Consider the following 15,912-nt stretch of genomic DNA (forward strand, 5'->3'; position numbering starts at 1 on the left):
TATAGGATAGGAGTCTTTATGAAGCGTTCGACAGACCTGGATGATTTTGACCGTAAGATTCTGCGAGCGCTGCAGGAGAACGCAGATTACTCCATGGCAGAGCTGGGCGATAAAGTCGGCCTTTCGCACACCCCCTGCTGGCGCAGAATCAAGCGATTGGAAGCCGAAGGCATTATCCGTGGCCGTGTTACCCTGCTGGACCCACGCAAACTGGATCTGGGTGTCACCGTATACTGCTACGTTACCATCCACAATCACGATGAGGAATCCCTGAACAACTTTGAATCAGCAGTTCAGGATGTCCAGGAGGTGGTCGAGTGCTACTCCACCAGCGGAGACAAAGACTATGTCCTGCGTGTTGTAGTAGATAGCGTGGAGCACTATGAGCAATTACTGAAGCGCTCCCTGGTACACCTGCCAAACGTGGCCTCAGTCAACTCCACCTTTGCCCTAAAGCAGGTGAAGTACACTACCCAGCTGCCACTTTAAGCCAAAAGTGTGAAAAGTAAAGCCCCTTGTTTTAACGCATGGGGCTTACTGAGAAAATTTCGGTTACTCTGCCATCTCCCGCAGCGCATTAAGTAAATGATCAAGCGTTTCCTGCAGTGACTTTCTGTCACAATCCACCGTTATTTCTGCATATTGCCGGTAAAGGGCCTGTCGCTCTTCAAATAAGTCCGCAAAAGACTGCCCTGGCGCCTTCGCAATGCCACGGCTTTCATAATTATGGATACGCCGGCGTAACTCCTTAGCTGAACACTGAAGAAACACTACCACACCCTGACTGCGTAGATTCGCCATGCCCTCTTCGCTGTAGACGGCGCTTCCTCCAGTGGCAATAACATCACTGGGGAGGGTGGCCTCAGCTAATACCTCCCCTTCAATGGCACGGAGATTAAGATAGTCACTTTCAGCCATAATTTGCTGCAAAGTCTTGCCCTCTCTGGACTGGATCAGAACATCAGTATCTGTAAACCCCAGTGCTAACTCCTTTGCCAACAACACCCCCAGCGTACTTTTACCGGCGCCGGGCATTCCAATCAGGACAATACTCTTTCTTTTTTTCATTTTATTAATACTTGCACATTCAATCGCTACGGCGGGGAAAGAATACCGAGCGCAACCAGCCCAATAAGGTGTTCCCACCCAACATCATCTTATCCAATTCATCCAGATTATGCGCTTGGCGAAAGGCATCGGCAAATAATGCCTCGCGGGTAATCATTCGCCGCCTGGGATTAATTGATTTAATGGGTTTTGCCGGATTGCCTGCAACAACCGTATTTGCGGGGACATCCTTGGTGACGATACTGCCGGCTCCCACTACAGAATTATCACCGATGGTGACACCTTTGCAGATGGTTGCACTATCTCCAATCCAAACATTGTTACCCAGGCGCACCGGGGAGGTACAACGGAAGGGCCGCGTGCGATTGTAGAGCCCATGCCAATCAGAATCGGAAATATACACATTGGCTGCGATCATACAGGCATCGCCAATCTCAATAGATTGAGCCGCAGAAATACGTACCCCTGGAGAGATCAATACGAAATCCCCAATAGTAATAAATGCCTCTCCCCCCTTGTGCCCAAAAGTGGTAAAGCGAATACACTTCTCGTTGTTGGAGATTAAGTGAGGATAATTTCCGAGCCGAACATTTCCGCCAAAAACATGGACAGAACCCGGGTCCATTACTTCCGGCTCAACCCCAACCGCATCGAATTGTGGCAGAAGGAAATACTCTGTTCGCCATTTTCGCCAACGCAGCTGCAGTCGCTTGAGCCAATAGGGCCTGTGATCCTTACGCATATTTTAATTTCTACTTATATTTTATGGGATTTACGGAGCCCTGAGTAAAAACCCAATTGCTTTTGTATTAGTGGCAGTTTAGTGTTTCGGCCACGAAAAATAGCAAGCGTTTACCCATGTCCCTAAATCTACCTATTGATATTCGAGCAATTAAAGGTTTCCTTGCCGCCCATGAAGGGGAAGCTCTCTACCACCTGGCAGCTGAAGTCAGCTCACTGGGTCCCTGTCTTGAAGTGGGCAGCTACTGCGGCAAATCATCAATTTACCTGGCCAGTGCCTGTAAGCTGACCGATAACGTCCTGTTCGCCGTGGACCACCATCGAGGATCTGAAGAGCACCAGCCCGGAGAGGAGTATCACGATCCCGAACTGTTTGATGGCCAGGCCAATTTAATGGACAGTTTTCGCACTTTCCGCGCGAATATTCGCACGGCTGAATTGGATGACTGGGTTGTTCCCGTCGTCGCCCCCTCCGCAACAGCTGCACGCTGCTGGAATACCCCTTTGGGTCTCGTATTTATTGACGGCGGCCACTCCCTGGAAGCGGCCATGACCGACTATCGCAGCTGGTCCCGCCATATCGTGCCCGGCGGCTACCTGGCTATCCACGACATTTTCCCGGACCCCGCCGATGGCGGCCAGGCGCCCTACGATATTTATAAGCTAGCCCTGGCTTCCGCTCAATTCGAGCTCGTCGAAACTGTCGACACCCTGGGAATCCTGCGCCGCATTTAGGGGCAGGCGCACCGATGTAAACAGCTCGCTCGCTGGCGTTAATCCGGCGAGCGCATCGGCAGCCAGAAGCATGGCCCCTACAGTCCAGGTGGTTTTTTCCTCCGGCCAGATGGCCTCATCCCGGTAGACATAACCGGTCCAGTAGCCCCCATCTTTATCCTGCCAACGGTGCAAACCGCGATACAAAATTTCCGCCCGCGAACGCTGGCCAGCAGCGATTAGGGACATGGTGAGTTCGCAAGATTCAGCCACCGTCACCCAGGGCTCATCGCTGACGCAACGACAACCCAAACCAGCCACGACAAATTCATCCCAGCGCTGCTGAAGACGCAACTGCGCTGCCTCACCAGAAAAGGCACCGGTTAATACGGGATAAAACCAGTCCATTGAAAAGCGCGCCTTGCTTTCCCAGGTGCGATCAAAGCGCTCCGGTTTATTGCGCAGCGCATCGCCCAAAGCTTCCCGGGCAAGTAACCATTGGGGGCGAGCTACCCCTAGCTGGTGGGCAATATTAATTGCGCATTCCAGACTTTTATAAATGGAGGAGCAACCAGTGATCAGGGCATCTTCCATAGGGGCGCCCTCTGAATCTACCGCCCAATGAATTTCGCCAAATTCCGTTTGCAAGCGCAATACAAACTCGATTGCACGCTCCACCATCGGCCAATAGCGCTGTAAAAACAGTGCGTCTCTACTAATCAGAAAGTATTGCCAAATTCCTGTTGCCACATACGCAACAAAATTGGTTTCACGGCGCTCACGGTTGTCAATATCGCCATCTTTATAAGCGGCCCACCAGCTGCCGTCTTCCAGCTGAATCTCAGCCAACCAGCAATAGGCGTTTTCAGCAGCACTGAACTCTCCGGCAATGGCGAGCCCCATAGCGGCCTCAACATGATCCCAGGGGTCGGCATAGCCCCCTTTAAACCAGGGAATTGAACCATCGGGGAGCTGCTGGGAGAGAATATAGGCGGCGCTATCCTGGATAAATCCTTCAGGGAAAAGACCAGAAGCTTTTGCCGGCACAGAAACTTTACTCATGCTTCAGCTCCCTCAGGCAGGGAGAGAGGCGTATCTACTCGTTGTGTCGAACCAGCAGGTTTCACAAAATAGAGAGCGATACTTTTCCCCAACAGCGGGTTCAATAGTTTTTCGAGAATCCGGGTAAAGGCTGGTTTCTTCATCAGATCCCACACCAACAGGCGGTGATAGGCAGAGACCAAACGGGAATCGGGCTTGTCCCAAAACAAACACTTTAACCACCAATAAGGTGCATGTAACGCATGGGCCTTATGCCGGGCAAAATAGTGGTGTCCCAGTTTTTCAATATCCTCTCGCAGCTCGCGCTCGCGGAATATTCGGATATGCCCACCCTCAACCTGGTGGTATTCATCGCTGAGTTTCCAACACACCCACTCAGGAAAAAATGCCGGTACTGTCGCGGCAAAAATACCAGAGGGTTTTAATACCCGGTTAATCTCAGCCAGGACAGACTTGTAATCGGGGATATGCTCAAGTACCTCTGAGCAGATAACCACATCAAAACTCCCATCGGCAAATGGTAGTTGCAAGCCATTGGCAACTCCGAGCTGCAAGCGACCCTTTGAATGCTCGGGAGAGCGAAAAGGTTCCGCTCGCTCACTGGCAGTGCGCACATCATCAAAACACAGGTCAATGCCGTAAACATCAACCTCATCGGTGATCATCAAGTGAATGGAATGGCGCCCTTCACCGCACCCCAAGTCGAGGACTTTTTGGCCAGGGCGAAGATTTAAATGCTGGGGATCTACAGTAATCATCAAGCCGCCTCCGCACTGCGCATATTCGGAGTTTCTATTTCATGACTACTGGGTTGTTCCGCCAATGTATGTCCGAGAATTTCCCGGTAATATTTCACCAAACTCTCTGCAGCGATTTTCCAGGAAAATTTATTTTCAATGCGCTGGCAACCTTTCTCACTGAGTTCTTTTTGCAGCGCTTCGCTGGATAAAACCTGGCGCAGGGCATTGGCCAAAGCTTCGTGATTTCCTGCAGGGACCACGATTCCTGCACCCCCAACCACCTCAGGCAAAGCACCCCCGTCACTGGATACTACCGGAGCACCACATGCCATTGCCTCTCCGGCAGGTAAACCAAATCCTTCGTAGAGCGATGGGCAAACTACCGCTGTAGCCTTACGGTAATTATCGACCAGTTCTTCGTTAGAAATACCGGAGACAAACTGAACCCTATCCTGAAGGTCCAGATCGTGAAGCAAGTGTTCCGTGGCGCCACCTTCGCGTAATTTGCCAACCACCAACAACTCTATGTTTTCATATTCCTGGCGCAATTCCGCCAACGCCTGTAATAAAAAGCGCAGACCTTTAAGCGGCTGGTCTGCTGATGCGGTGGTCATAATTCGTAGGGGCAGGCGCTTATTTTCTGCCCCTGGGCTGAATAATTCGGTATCAATGCCGTTGTAAATCAGGTGAATCTGTTCGGGAGCTACACCAAACTGCTCGATAATATCCCGCTCAGATTGCTTGGAAACTGTCACGATATGGCGAAGCTTCCGCGATACCTTAATCTGCATATTCAAAAAATTATGCCAGCGACGTACCAGCAAACGAAAACGCCAATCGGGGGCGGCATCTAATGCCAGTTGACGATCCCGGGTAATGGGGTGATGAATTGTCGCGACAACAGGCAATCCATTTTTCTCGATATCCAGCAAGCCGTAACACAGTGATTGGTTATCGTGAACAATGTCGTATTGTTTGCCGTGCTTGCGCAGGTATTTATTTACCCGACGGCCAAAGGTATAAGGCTCGGCAAAACCGCCGGTAAGCTTACTCCACCATTCAAAAAAATCCGCCCACGAGAGCAGGTGGCGAGGTTTCAAGGCCCGCGCTGGACGCTCAACTTCATAGAGGTTCAACCCTGGCATTTTGATGAGTTTTACACGCTCATCGAGTTCTGGGTAGGGCTGGCCAGAAATAACATCCACGGAGTGACCAGCATCAACCAGTGCTTTACTCAGGTAGCGCAGGTAGATGCCCTGACCACCACTGTGTGGATTGCTGCGATACCCCAAAAGGCATATTTTTAGTGGCTGCGTCTCGCTAGCCGTTGGACCGTCTGCACAATTTCCCAAGGCGGTCATAGTTTCCCCATCTGCAATATTCTTATACCCCATAACATTATCCGCTCTCGCACAGACATTCTGCGAATGCCAACGTCTAAGAGCCGACCGTCTGGGGTGTCTCGCTGGTAAAGCGGAAGAATACACTGGCGGAGAAATGACTGCTAGGCGGAAGCGGTCCACACTCTTGGTATCCTGGCCCAAGGATGTGTGCTCGCAAGCCAAAATAGCAACAAAAGCCCAGCAACCGCACACCGTGTCATTCGATACACTCAAGCCATGGCGACTTTAAAAGAAGGGATTAATACGAACAGGAAGTGGAAATAAGTCAATCGAGAATAAAAAAAATGCCCGCCAAAAGGCGGGCCAGATTTCTCGAACACACTTTCAGGAGGAGAGTTTCAAGCACATTACGCACTTAAATTTAGGTATAGCAGAGGAAATACCCCCACTAACTCTCCTGTCGTGAAAGCCGTTCACTAAAACGGCAATCGGCGCTAAAGCACACCGCCAATGTTTATACCCGATGCAGATAACTCTGGTATTCAACATCGGTAACGCGGGCAGCTATCTCTGCTTGCTCCTGTCTTTTCAACAGAGAGAACAATTCCACAAAGCGCGGATCAAGATACTCGCGCCACAAAGGGCTCTGCTCAAAGCGCTCCAGTGCACCACTCCAGGTATTGATCAACTTCTCACTCTCCACCTGATAGGCATCGCCTTCCACGGGTGCAGGCGCTTCCATCTGGTTCTCAATGCCATGACACACACCAGTGAGAATCGCAGCTAACACCAGATAGGGGTTTACATCCGCCCCGGCAATACGGTGCTCGATACGCCGCGCCACAGGATCACTGGCGGGCACACGCAAAGTTGTAGTGCGATTATCGTAGCCCCAGCAGAGATTCAGCGGTGCGTGAGAGCTCTCTTGGAAGCGACGATAGGAGTTGCTGTGAGGTGCGAAAAACGCCATCGCATCGTTGGCAGTCGCCAGCATTCCTGCTGCGGCATAACGCAGTAAATCAGAGCCAGTGTCAGAACCGTCATCAAAAACGTTCTTTCCATTGGCGTCGATCAAACTCATATGCACGTGCATTCCGTTACCCGCCTGATCCCCGAAAGGCTTGGCCATGGTACTCACGCGGAAGCCGTGACTGCGCGCCACCCCTTTTAACAAGCGCTTAAACAGTAATGTTTGGTCTGCTACTTTAACGGGATCGGCACTGTGCAACAGGTTGATTTCAAACTGTCCCGGCGCACACTCCGACAATACTGAATCTGCGGGAATACCCTGCGCCTCGCAAGCAGCTCGCACATCGGCAAAGAAGTGTCGCTGTGCATTGAGCTCGGACAGATCGTAAACGTCGGTGGAAGGCACCAGCTCGGCGTCGTTATCGCTAACCGGGCGCGGACGCGCCAGATGATCCACCTCATCGCGGAGCAGATAGAATTCCAGCTCGGTCGCACACACGGCGGTATAACCCAGTTTGCCGAGACGCTCTACCACGCGTTGCAACTGGCTGCGGGGATCGGCATAGAGAGAGGAGCCATCTGCCTCATGCAACTGCATATGCAGCTGGGCAGTGGACTCGCGATGCCAGGGCGCCAGGCTAATAGGCGAAACCGGCAGACAAACGCCATCGCTGTCTCCACTGGCAAATACCAGCGGGCTGTCTTCGATATCCCGCCCCCAGATATCGAGACTGACCGCGCTACGCGGCATTTGCAGACTGCCCTTGAGCAATTTCTCCGCAGCTTCTGCCGGCAACCACTTCCCTCGCGGCACGCCATTGATATCGAACATAAAGCCTTCGATCCACTTTAGGTCCGAGTGCTCTGCCAGGAATTTTTGCGACTGCTCCAGCAGATCGGGCTGGGCAGTGAATTCTTTTTCTTGAGACATAAGGTGCCTGGGGTGATCCAATCTAAACGCAGAGGCGGCCCAACACCGCTTTTCCATTCAAACTATGGAAAACGGGGTATCAGACCGCCTCTGCAACAGAGTATCTTGCCGCTATGTTACGCCAGTGCTTTAGCAGTGTCGTCCAGGGCGCGGTGCGCTTTTTCTACCAGCTCATCGACCTGTTCAGTGGTCATAATCAGCGGTGGTGCGATAACCATGGCATCGCCAACGGCGCGCATCACCAAACCGTGCTTGATACTCAGGTCACGACATACCGCACCAGCGGTGCAGTCATCATCAAAACGAGCGCGGCTGGCCTTATCTTTTACCAGCTCCAAGGCACCGACCATACCCAAACTGCGGGTTTCGCCAACGATCGGATGCTCCGCCAGTTCAGCCCAACGCTTGGACAGGTAGGGGCCGGTTACATCGCGGACATTCTCGATAATCTTCTCGTTGCGCAGAATATTGATAGTTGCCAAACCTGCCATACAGGCAGCCGGATGCGCGGAGTAGGTGTAACCGTGGGTAAACTCGCCACCTTTGGTTTTGATCACCTCAGCGACACGATCACTCACCATGGTACCGCCCAGGGGGAAGTAACCATTGGTTACTGCTTTGGCGAAAGTCATCAGGTCGGGCTTCATGCCGTAATAGTCGGCACCGAACCACTCACCGGTACGACCGAAACCAAAAATCACTTCATCCATCACCAGTAGGATGTCGTACTGGTCCAGCACCTTCTTGACTTCCGGCCAGTAGGTTTCCGGCGGGATAATTACGCCGCCAGCACCCTGGATTGGCTCAGCGATAAACGCCGCAACATTATCCGGGCCCAACTCCTGGATTTTCTCATCCAAGCTGCGAGCCGCTTGGATACCAAACTCCTCTGGAGACATATCGCCGCCCTCACCAAACCAGTAGGGCTGCTGTACGTACTCAATGTAGTCGAGCGGCTGGAATTGCTTGTGCATACCACTCATACCACCCAGGCTGGCACCGGCAATGGTAGAGCCGTGATAGCCATTCTTACGGGAAATAACGATGCGCTTCTCCGGCTTTTCCTGGATATCCCAGAAACGGCGGATCAGGCGCAGGTTAGTATCATTTGCCTCGGAACCGGAACCCGTGAAGAACACATTGTTCATATGCGCCGGGGTCACTTCAGCCAGGGCGTCGGCCAGTTCAATCGAGGGCACCGTAGTGCACTGGAAGAAGCTGTTATAGAAAGGCAGGGTATTCAGCTGCTCGTAGATCGCATTGCTGATTTCTTTGCGGCTGTAGCCGAGGTTGCAACACCAGAGGCCTGACATGCCATCAAGCATTTTGTTGCCATCAATATCGGTGATGTAAGCGCCCTCGGCGCTGGTAATCACACGGGTCCCCTGCTGGCCCAAGTCATGGAAGTCAGTAAATGGGTGTAGCAGGTGCTCACGGTCGTGTTGCTGCAGCTCAGTCTTGTTCATATTTCTCTCCTGGCTTTCACAGGCCTTGCTCAGCGCCCACCAATCGGGCTCAAAAGGCCAAATCGTTACCACTAATTTGTGATCACATTCTAGTGGGGCCATCGACAGAAGCGCAAGGTCTATCTGCCCTTACCGAAAACATAAGGTCGAATCGCGCCAGTGCGAGGAGAAAAAAGGGAACTAAATAGTCAACTGGGGGGGGGAAGGAGCCGCTACAGCAGCTCCTCTGCAGAGATAGAGCCGAGCCCCTCTTCAATATCCTGCTGAATGGCTTTGCGCACCTTCAACTCATCTTTACTGGCAATAGCTTCGAGCAGATCTTGATGCCGGTCTGGCAACTCCTGCACGCCAAAGCGCTGGAAAACCAAGTGCTGGAGGGGAGCTGTCTGTAGCCACAGGCTCTCGATAAGGGATAGGATGATATGGGGCTGCCCCAGGCGATAAAGGGTAAAGTGAAATTCCAGATTAGTGGTTACATAGCGCTCGATGTCTTTCTGAGCGAGAGCTTCTGTTACACGCTCATCCAGCTCCCGAAGTTGCGCTAATTCTGCATCCCCGACCAATGGCAGGGCCTGTTCAGCGGCCTGACACTCCAGGGCCACACGAGCGGCACAAATCTCTGCCAGTTTTTCCGGGGTCATTGTCGGCACCCTGACCCGGCGGGTATCTGACAGCTCCAAGGCCCGCTCCGAGGTCAGGCGACGCAACGCTTCGCGAACCGGCATTGGACTGCAATTAAGCTCCGAGGCCAGACCCCGGATAGTAATCGCCCTACCCGGCAAAAACTTTCCCCGCAGAATGGCATCCCGCACCTGAAAATAAACCCTCTCCTGGGTTGTGCGGTACTCTTCCTGGGGACTGTTAAATTCCTGCACCATACCTATGCTGCCCTGACCTGCTCCAACATATGAGGGACATCCTCCGCACCCACCTCAATTAAATGTTCAGCCGCCCGGCCACTTTGCCAAATTTCATAAAAATCATCTGCCACCCGGCGACTGAGATCAACCACCCGCCCCCAGTACTTCAAACGGTCTTCACGGTCGAGCTTGTAGAAATCATTGCGGTCTGGAATTTTTCCATAGGGCAAGGAGGCAACAAATTTGGACGAAGGAGCCACAACCAGAGTGGATTGCATGGCATCTCCGCGAACCCGTCGCCAAGAGAGCCCTTTATCAAACCAGCCGGGCACCATATAGGGGAAAAAGTGCGGGTAGAGCACTAGGCCCTGGGGGTGGCGGAAGCGCAGATCAAAGTGGTAATCGGTGATACCGCCATCGCGATAATTACCCTGTGGAGCTCCCTCCGGTGTCTGCACCCCTGTCATTACCAAAGGGATACAGCCACTGGCCAGTACAGCAGCACAGGTATTCTGCTCAGTCAGCGGAATATTTTCGGTGCTCAGGTTCTGGAAGTGGATGCCTGCCGACTCTTGCGAATGAAAAACCACCCGCTCCCAAAAAGCGCTCAGGCTGTTGCGAGATACAGCATTTGCCAGTGCCGAGGCGAGTAATGCCGGCGCCAACAGCGCCTTGTTTTCACTGGCCAGTGGCCCCCTGCCCCTGACCGCCACAAAGTGGCTGTGCCAAATGGGATTTTCCACTACCTCGCGCGCACCTTCAGCACCCAACACTGCCTGCAGCATCTTGCGACCGCCGGCAGTAATCTCTTCAGGGGAGGGCTTGTCAGAATAGGCTTGGTAGATGTAGTGATGCTCTAATCGTTCAAGTGCTGATAGCGGCTCTGCCATTGCGTAACACATGTTGCGAAAACTACCGATAGATGATCCCAAGGTGACAATTGGCTCGCTCCGCTCCTTGAAGAACTCCCCCATCAATACCCGATCCAACTGGCTAATCACCAGCCACTTGGGACCGCCGGAAGCGCCGACCAGCGTCGAAAATTGCCTCTGGGACAATCCCTCTTCACATATGCGCCGCGCAGCCGTCTCTCCGGCCAGTAGAATACAACTGGTATTTTTCACTCACTTTCTCTTTTTCTTGGCCGTCAGAATTTATCTCAGGTTTCAACTATCCCGGACTACCACTCACCCTGATTTTCCATAGACATCCAGGGCTCCTGGGGTGGGAGGGGCTCTCCACTTTGCAGCAACTCAATGGAAATCCCATCTGGGGAGCGAAGAAATGCCATATGGCCGTCTCTCGGAGGCCTATTGATGACCACCCCCTGATCCATCATGCGTTGGCACACCCCGTAAATATCATTTACCCGATATGCCAGGTGTCCGAAATTCCGCCCGCCAGTGTAGCTTTCCGGGTCCCAATTGTAAGTGAGTTCCAATGTCGGGGCCTTATTCTCCCTGGCCGCTTCAAGATCCTCGGGAGCTGCGAGATACACTAGCGTGAAACGCCCTTTATCATAATCATTTCGACTAACGACCTGCAGGCCCAGCTTTTCACAGTAAAACGCCAGAGATTCATCCAGATTGGTTACGCGAACCATGGTGTGTAAGTACTTCACCCTCTACTCCTTCTTGTTGCCAAGCTCTACAATCAGCCCATAACAAATAAATCGGCTTTTTAAAGCTAAACGCATATGTATAAAAAATTCTATCGCGAGTTCCTTCAGGCGCCCAGTGGCAGCCCCTCTTCCATGCTGCACATGGCTTGCCACTCCCACCACTACTGGCCCGATGTTACCCTTGATGCAGTACAGCAGTACTGGCGCGATTCAGCACTTCTGGCCGATGAAAAATGGGGGCCAATTTTTGAGGAGAAGATACCCTCATGGCAAGCGGCGATCGCAAAATCCCTCAACCTACCCAGGGCAGACTTGATCGCTATAGCTCCAAATACCCATGAACTAGTGTATCGGCTACTGAGTTCATTCGATCCCAGTAAACCATTGCGCATTCTCACTACAGACGGAGAGTTCTACAGTTTTACTCGCCAATTACAACGTCTGGAAGAGCTTCCTCAAGTAGAGGTAACGAGAGTTGCCAAAGAACCCTACGCCACCCTGGCGGAAAGATTTGAAACCGAACTACATAAAAATGAATACCATCTGGCCTATGCCAGCCTGGTATTTTTTGACTCCGGTGTGGTGTTTCCCCGGCTGCTGGAGGTTGCGGCACAGAAACCGCATGACACACAATTCGTTATCGATGGATATCACGGTTTTTTTGCTCGCCCAATCGATCTTTCAACCGTTGCAGACAAGGTTTTCTTTACGGCAGGATCATATAAGTACCTAGGCGCCGGTGAAGGCCTGTGTTTTATGACAACTCCTGCGAACTGTACACTGCGCCCTGTAAATACCGGCTGGTTCGCAGAAATGGCTGAGCTGGAGAATCGCTCGGGAGAAGTCGGATATAGCGACAATTGGCTGCGCTTTGCCGGGGCGACCATGGACTATTCAACACTCTACAAAGCCCTGGCTATTTTCGATTTATTCCATCGCGAAGGCATTACCATCGAGAAAATACACAGCTATGTTCTCAATGCGCAAACCCGATTCCTGAATAGCATGGATAACTCAGACCATCCCATCTTGAATCGCAACAACTTGATTTGTCATGATCTGGAAGAAGGTCACGGCCACTTTTTCACATTTAACTGCTCACAACCAGAAATTTCACAGAGAGTTCAGGAAGAACTCAAGGCTCGAGCAGTTCTGTGTGATCGCCGACAACAGTTTCTCAGGCTGGGATTCGCCATCTATCACGATAAGGATGAAACTTACCAGCAGGTTTTTAACTCTTAAAGCTTCAGAGCTAAGAGGACAGAGTGATTTTTACCACCGCCGCTAGAGCATATTTAACACCTAAAAGGCACACCCGCTCAGCTGCGGTTCAGGATTCAATCTATAAAATAATGGCGCCATTTTCGTCGCAACAATCAGCACTCAATGGATAAGGAAGCGTTATGAAAGCAGTAAAAATTTCAGTAATTTCCCTTCTCGCCCTGCTCGCCACCGCCTGTGGTAACGAGCGGGCTCCAGAAGACCGGGGGACCATGGTATCCATCGCTGCACGGGGGGAGGCAAGTCAGGTTCCCGATATCGCAAAAATTTCTGTCGGAGTGGTAACCGAGTCAGAGGACAGCAAACAGGCAATGCGCGATAACGCCAATCAGATGGAGTCTTTAATGGCCGCCATCAAAAAGTCGGGTATCAACAAGAAAGATATTCAAACCACAGGCGTTAACCTGTCTCCGCGCTACCAGTACCAGCAAAACAAAAAACCCCGAATCACTGGTTACACCGCGCGAAATACCGTCAGCGTGAAGGTTCGCAAATTGGATGAACTCGGCAAGGTCTTGGACAATCTTACTGCCGCTGGCGCCAACCAGATCAACGGTCCGAGCTTCGAAATTGGTGAACCTGCTCCAGTTCAAGCCAAAGCCCGGGAAAAAGCCCTTGAAGACGCCCAGGAACGTGCAGAAATGTACGCCAAAGCGCTGGGTACAAAAGTACGTCGCATTGTCAGTATTTCAGAAAATGGCAACGGCGGTATGCCACGCCCCATGTACCGCACTGAAATGGCGGCCATGAAAGACAGTGCTTCCACCCCCATTTCACCGGGAGAAACCACACTTACCGTCAATCTGGATCTGGTATACGAACTCGAGGACTAATACGGAGCAATAGCTACTCACATACGAAGGCAGGAAGGATACACGGCGCTTGGGGCCATTCGGAACTTGAATATATTCATATTGCATTTCGATTCTTCCCTGCTGCCCCGTAATAGCTAATGTCTTGTCAGCAGTGAAACAGCACCAACGCCTTGCTGTTTCACTGCCGTTCTTCCCTACCGGCTAACCGCTGATATCTTGCTCAAGAAACACATCGCTTGGCAGCTCGCTGGATTCTTTGTAAATAACGCCTTCTTTCATCACAAACAGAACCCGTTGCATTTCCGAAATATCTTCCAGGGGATTTCCAGCCACAGCGATAATATCGGCTATCTTGCCCTCGCTAATGCTGCCCAGTTCATCCTGTACTTGCAGTAGTTGGGCCGCGTTCCAAGTCGCTGAACGCAGTGCATCGGCCGGGCTCATTCCACCCTGCACCATCAGTAAAAATTCACGAGCATTATCGCCGTGACGGGTAACACCGGTATCGGTTCCAAATGCAATTTTTACTCCACGCTTGTGAGCGCGGCTAAAAGTATCCTGCATTAAAGGCCCCATAGTCGCGGCTTTCGGGCGCACCAGGTCCGGCAGGAAACCTTCAATCGCCGATTTTTCTGTCACCCACTCGCCAGCCATTAGAGTCGGCACAAACCAGGTGTTGTTACGGCGCATCAGGTCCATCACTTCATTATCCATATAGGTGCCGTGCTCAATGGAGTCCACCCCAGCACGAATTGCGCGAATCATTCCCTCCTTACCGTGGGCATGTACTGCAACTGTGAAACCATAGTCCTTAGCAGCCTCAACAATTGCCTCCAACTCATCCTGCATAAATTGAGGGTTCTGGCCGCTCTTTGCCACACTCAAGACTCCACCAGTCGCGGTGATCTTGATCAGGTCAGCGCCGTCCTTATAGCGTTGACGAATCGCTTTGCGCGCGCTGATAGGCCCATCAATAACACCATCCACCGGGCCAGGGTTCCCCATCAAGTCCTGCCTGAGCCCATTGGTGGGGTCAGCGTGCCCACCGGTAGTTGCGATTGTCTTTGCCGCCGTATAAATACGCGGACCTTCCACCAGGCCTTTGTTGATTGCATTACGTAAACTCACAGTCACATTGTCGTGATCACCAAGATTTCGAATCGTGGTAAATCCAGCCTGTAGAGTGCGATGAGCAGCATCCACGCCGCGCAAGGTAAAATCGGCAGTATTCCAGCTGAAAGACTCCATATAAGCACGCGGCCCAAACTCGTAAGTGAGATGGCTGTGCATATCCATCAAACCTGGCAATACCGTATATTCTCTCAAGTCGACCAAGCGCTCTCGATCGCGCTTGGCAAACCCCTTCTGTACTGACTCAACTCGCCCATCGACAATATGAATGGTGCGGTCTTCCAATAATTTTCCATTACTGCTATCAAATAATTTGCCAGCGTAAATTGCGATGCTCTCGGCCCCAGCCTGTAAACTAAAAAGCCCAGCAAATACCGACAAAGCCACGGCGGCTGCGCGGTTGACAAAGTAGCTTCGGTTGGTCTTTGTTGTCATTGTCGTCCCCAGTAGATCTCTTTTAGATTCTTAACGTCCTTTACCAAGATCGCACAATCTACGCAATTACCCAGGCGAGAGGAAGCCTCTATGAAAATCTATGAGTTCGCAGCAGCACCAAACTGTCGACGTGTTCGCATGTTTATGGCAGAAAAGGGGTTAGATGCAGAATATGTCGGAATAGATATTACAAAAGGGGAAAATCTTAGCTCAGAGTTTCGAAGCAAAGATATCAATAAAAAAGTACCCGTAATGGAGCTGGATGACGGCACTTACATTGCGGAATCAGTGGCCATTCAGCGTTATTTTGAGGAGCTACACCCAGAGCCACCACTCTTCGGCCGCACCCCCAAGGAAAAAGCACTGGTGGAAATGTGGAATCGCCGTGCCGACTTTAACCTTATGTTTCCTGTCGGGATGTGTTTCCAGCACGTTTCCGGTTTCTTTAAGGACCGGATGAATGTTTACCCCGATTTTGGTGAGGATTCAGGCAAGCGAGCCTTGAAGTTTATGGATACCCTCGACAACCACTTTTCAGACCATGAATACCTGGTTGGTGACTATTTTTCAGTGGCCGATATCAGCATGGTTTGCGGACTGGATTTTGGCAAAGTGCAAAACCTTCGACCCGATCCGTCCAAGCACTCTCACCTAATCAGGTGGCGTGAACAACTTAAAGAGCGCCCCAGTTTTAAAGCTTAAACCCTATTTCCCCGCCCAATCAGGGCGGGGAAA

Annotated in this window: 16 protein-coding genes; 5 read left to right on the forward strand and 11 right to left on the reverse strand. The window is 51.7% G+C overall.

Going from position 1 to position 15,912, the window contains the following annotated elements; all coding sequences use genetic code 11:
• The first annotated feature begins 18 nt into the window (after positions 1 to 18).
• On the forward strand, positions 19 to 489 hold the full coding sequence (locus tag ACJJI4_RS13185; protein WP_020413378.1) for an Lrp/AsnC family transcriptional regulator: 471 nt from the start codon (positions 19 to 21) through the stop codon (positions 487 to 489).
• A 63-nt stretch (positions 490 to 552) separates the two neighbouring features.
• On the opposite strand, the gene ACJJI4_RS13190 is transcribed toward ACJJI4_RS13185, so the two are convergent.
• Positions 553 to 1,068, reverse strand: coding sequence for a shikimate kinase (locus ACJJI4_RS13190; protein ID WP_444925450.1), 516 nt, complete (start codon positions 1,066 to 1,068; stop codon positions 553 to 555).
• A gap of 19 nt (positions 1,069 to 1,087) precedes the next feature.
• The gene (locus ACJJI4_RS13195) at positions 1,088 to 1,810 is read right to left on the reverse strand and encodes an acyltransferase (RefSeq protein ID WP_444925451.1); all 723 of its coding nucleotides are present in this window, start codon (positions 1,808 to 1,810) and stop codon (positions 1,088 to 1,090) included.
• 116 nt (positions 1,811 to 1,926) lie between these two features.
• On the opposite strand from ACJJI4_RS13195, the gene ACJJI4_RS13200 reads away from it, so the two are divergent.
• Positions 1,927 to 2,544, forward strand: a complete 618-nt coding sequence (locus ACJJI4_RS13200) for a class I SAM-dependent methyltransferase (protein ID WP_444925452.1) — start codon at positions 1,927 to 1,929, stop codon at positions 2,542 to 2,544.
• Here the strand turns inward: ACJJI4_RS13200 and ACJJI4_RS13205 are convergent.
• The 8 genes from ACJJI4_RS13205 to ACJJI4_RS13240 form a co-directional block, all read right to left on the reverse strand.
• Positions 2,473 to 3,585, reverse strand: a complete 1,113-nt coding sequence (locus ACJJI4_RS13205) for a prenyltransferase/squalene oxidase repeat-containing protein (protein WP_444925453.1) — start codon at positions 3,583 to 3,585, stop codon at positions 2,473 to 2,475. The genes ACJJI4_RS13200 and ACJJI4_RS13205 overlap by 72 nt on opposite strands.
• Positions 3,582 to 4,343: a class I SAM-dependent methyltransferase gene (locus ACJJI4_RS13210; RefSeq protein ID WP_444925454.1), complete on the reverse strand. Its 762-nt coding sequence runs from the start codon at positions 4,341 to 4,343 to the stop codon at positions 3,582 to 3,584. Before ACJJI4_RS13210 ends, ACJJI4_RS13205 begins: the two co-directional genes overlap by 4 nt.
• On the reverse strand, positions 4,343 to 5,719 hold the full coding sequence (locus ACJJI4_RS13215; protein WP_444925455.1) for a glycosyltransferase family 4 protein: 1,377 nt from the start codon (positions 5,717 to 5,719) through the stop codon (positions 4,343 to 4,345). Before ACJJI4_RS13215 ends, ACJJI4_RS13210 begins: the two co-directional genes overlap by 1 nt.
• Positions 5,720 to 6,182: 463 nt before the next feature.
• Positions 6,183 to 7,568: a glutamine synthetase family protein gene (locus ACJJI4_RS13220; protein WP_413662690.1), complete on the reverse strand. Its 1,386-nt coding sequence runs from the start codon at positions 7,566 to 7,568 to the stop codon at positions 6,183 to 6,185.
• 116 nt (positions 7,569 to 7,684) lie between these two features.
• On the reverse strand, positions 7,685 to 9,034 hold the full coding sequence (locus ACJJI4_RS13225) for an aspartate aminotransferase family protein (RefSeq protein ID WP_282932024.1): 1,350 nt from the start codon (positions 9,032 to 9,034) through the stop codon (positions 7,685 to 7,687).
• Positions 9,035 to 9,246: 212 nt separating this feature from the next.
• Positions 9,247 to 9,912: a GntR family transcriptional regulator gene (locus ACJJI4_RS13230; RefSeq protein WP_282932023.1), complete on the reverse strand. Its 666-nt coding sequence runs from the start codon at positions 9,910 to 9,912 to the stop codon at positions 9,247 to 9,249.
• A 2-nt stretch (positions 9,913 to 9,914) separates the two neighbouring features.
• Positions 9,915 to 11,018, reverse strand: coding sequence for a hypothetical protein (locus ACJJI4_RS13235; protein WP_444925456.1), 1,104 nt, complete (start codon positions 11,016 to 11,018; stop codon positions 9,915 to 9,917).
• Positions 11,019 to 11,074: 56 nt separating this feature from the next.
• Positions 11,075 to 11,515 (reverse strand): VOC family protein, encoded by a 441-nt coding sequence (locus tag ACJJI4_RS13240; RefSeq protein WP_444893272.1) that lies wholly within the window; start codon positions 11,513 to 11,515, stop codon positions 11,075 to 11,077.
• Between the two features lie 75 nt (positions 11,516 to 11,590).
• Between ACJJI4_RS13240 and ACJJI4_RS13245 the strand changes: the two genes are divergently transcribed.
• Entirely contained in the window at positions 11,591 to 12,757 is a 1,167-nt protein-coding gene (locus ACJJI4_RS13245; protein WP_444925457.1) for an aminotransferase class V-fold PLP-dependent enzyme, read from the forward strand.
• Positions 12,758 to 12,918: 161 nt separating this feature from the next.
• The gene (locus tag ACJJI4_RS13250; protein WP_444893270.1) at positions 12,919 to 13,629 is read left to right on the forward strand and encodes an SIMPL domain-containing protein; all 711 of its coding nucleotides are present in this window, start codon (positions 12,919 to 12,921) and stop codon (positions 13,627 to 13,629) included.
• A gap of 183 nt (positions 13,630 to 13,812) precedes the next feature.
• On the opposite strand, the gene ACJJI4_RS13255 is transcribed toward ACJJI4_RS13250, so the two are convergent.
• On the reverse strand, positions 13,813 to 15,177 hold the full coding sequence (locus ACJJI4_RS13255) for a metal-dependent hydrolase family protein (RefSeq protein ID WP_282932018.1): 1,365 nt from the start codon (positions 15,175 to 15,177) through the stop codon (positions 13,813 to 13,815).
• Positions 15,178 to 15,267: 90 nt separating this feature from the next.
• Here ACJJI4_RS13255 and ACJJI4_RS13260 point away from each other — a divergent pair, with 90 nt between their 5' ends.
• Positions 15,268 to 15,879 (forward strand): glutathione S-transferase family protein, encoded by a 612-nt coding sequence (locus ACJJI4_RS13260; protein ID WP_444897963.1) that lies wholly within the window; start codon positions 15,268 to 15,270, stop codon positions 15,877 to 15,879.
• Positions 15,880 to 15,912: the final 33 nt, after the last annotated feature.

The sequence above is a fragment of the Microbulbifer maximicatervae (SeqCode) genome (genome assembly GCF_052467305.1).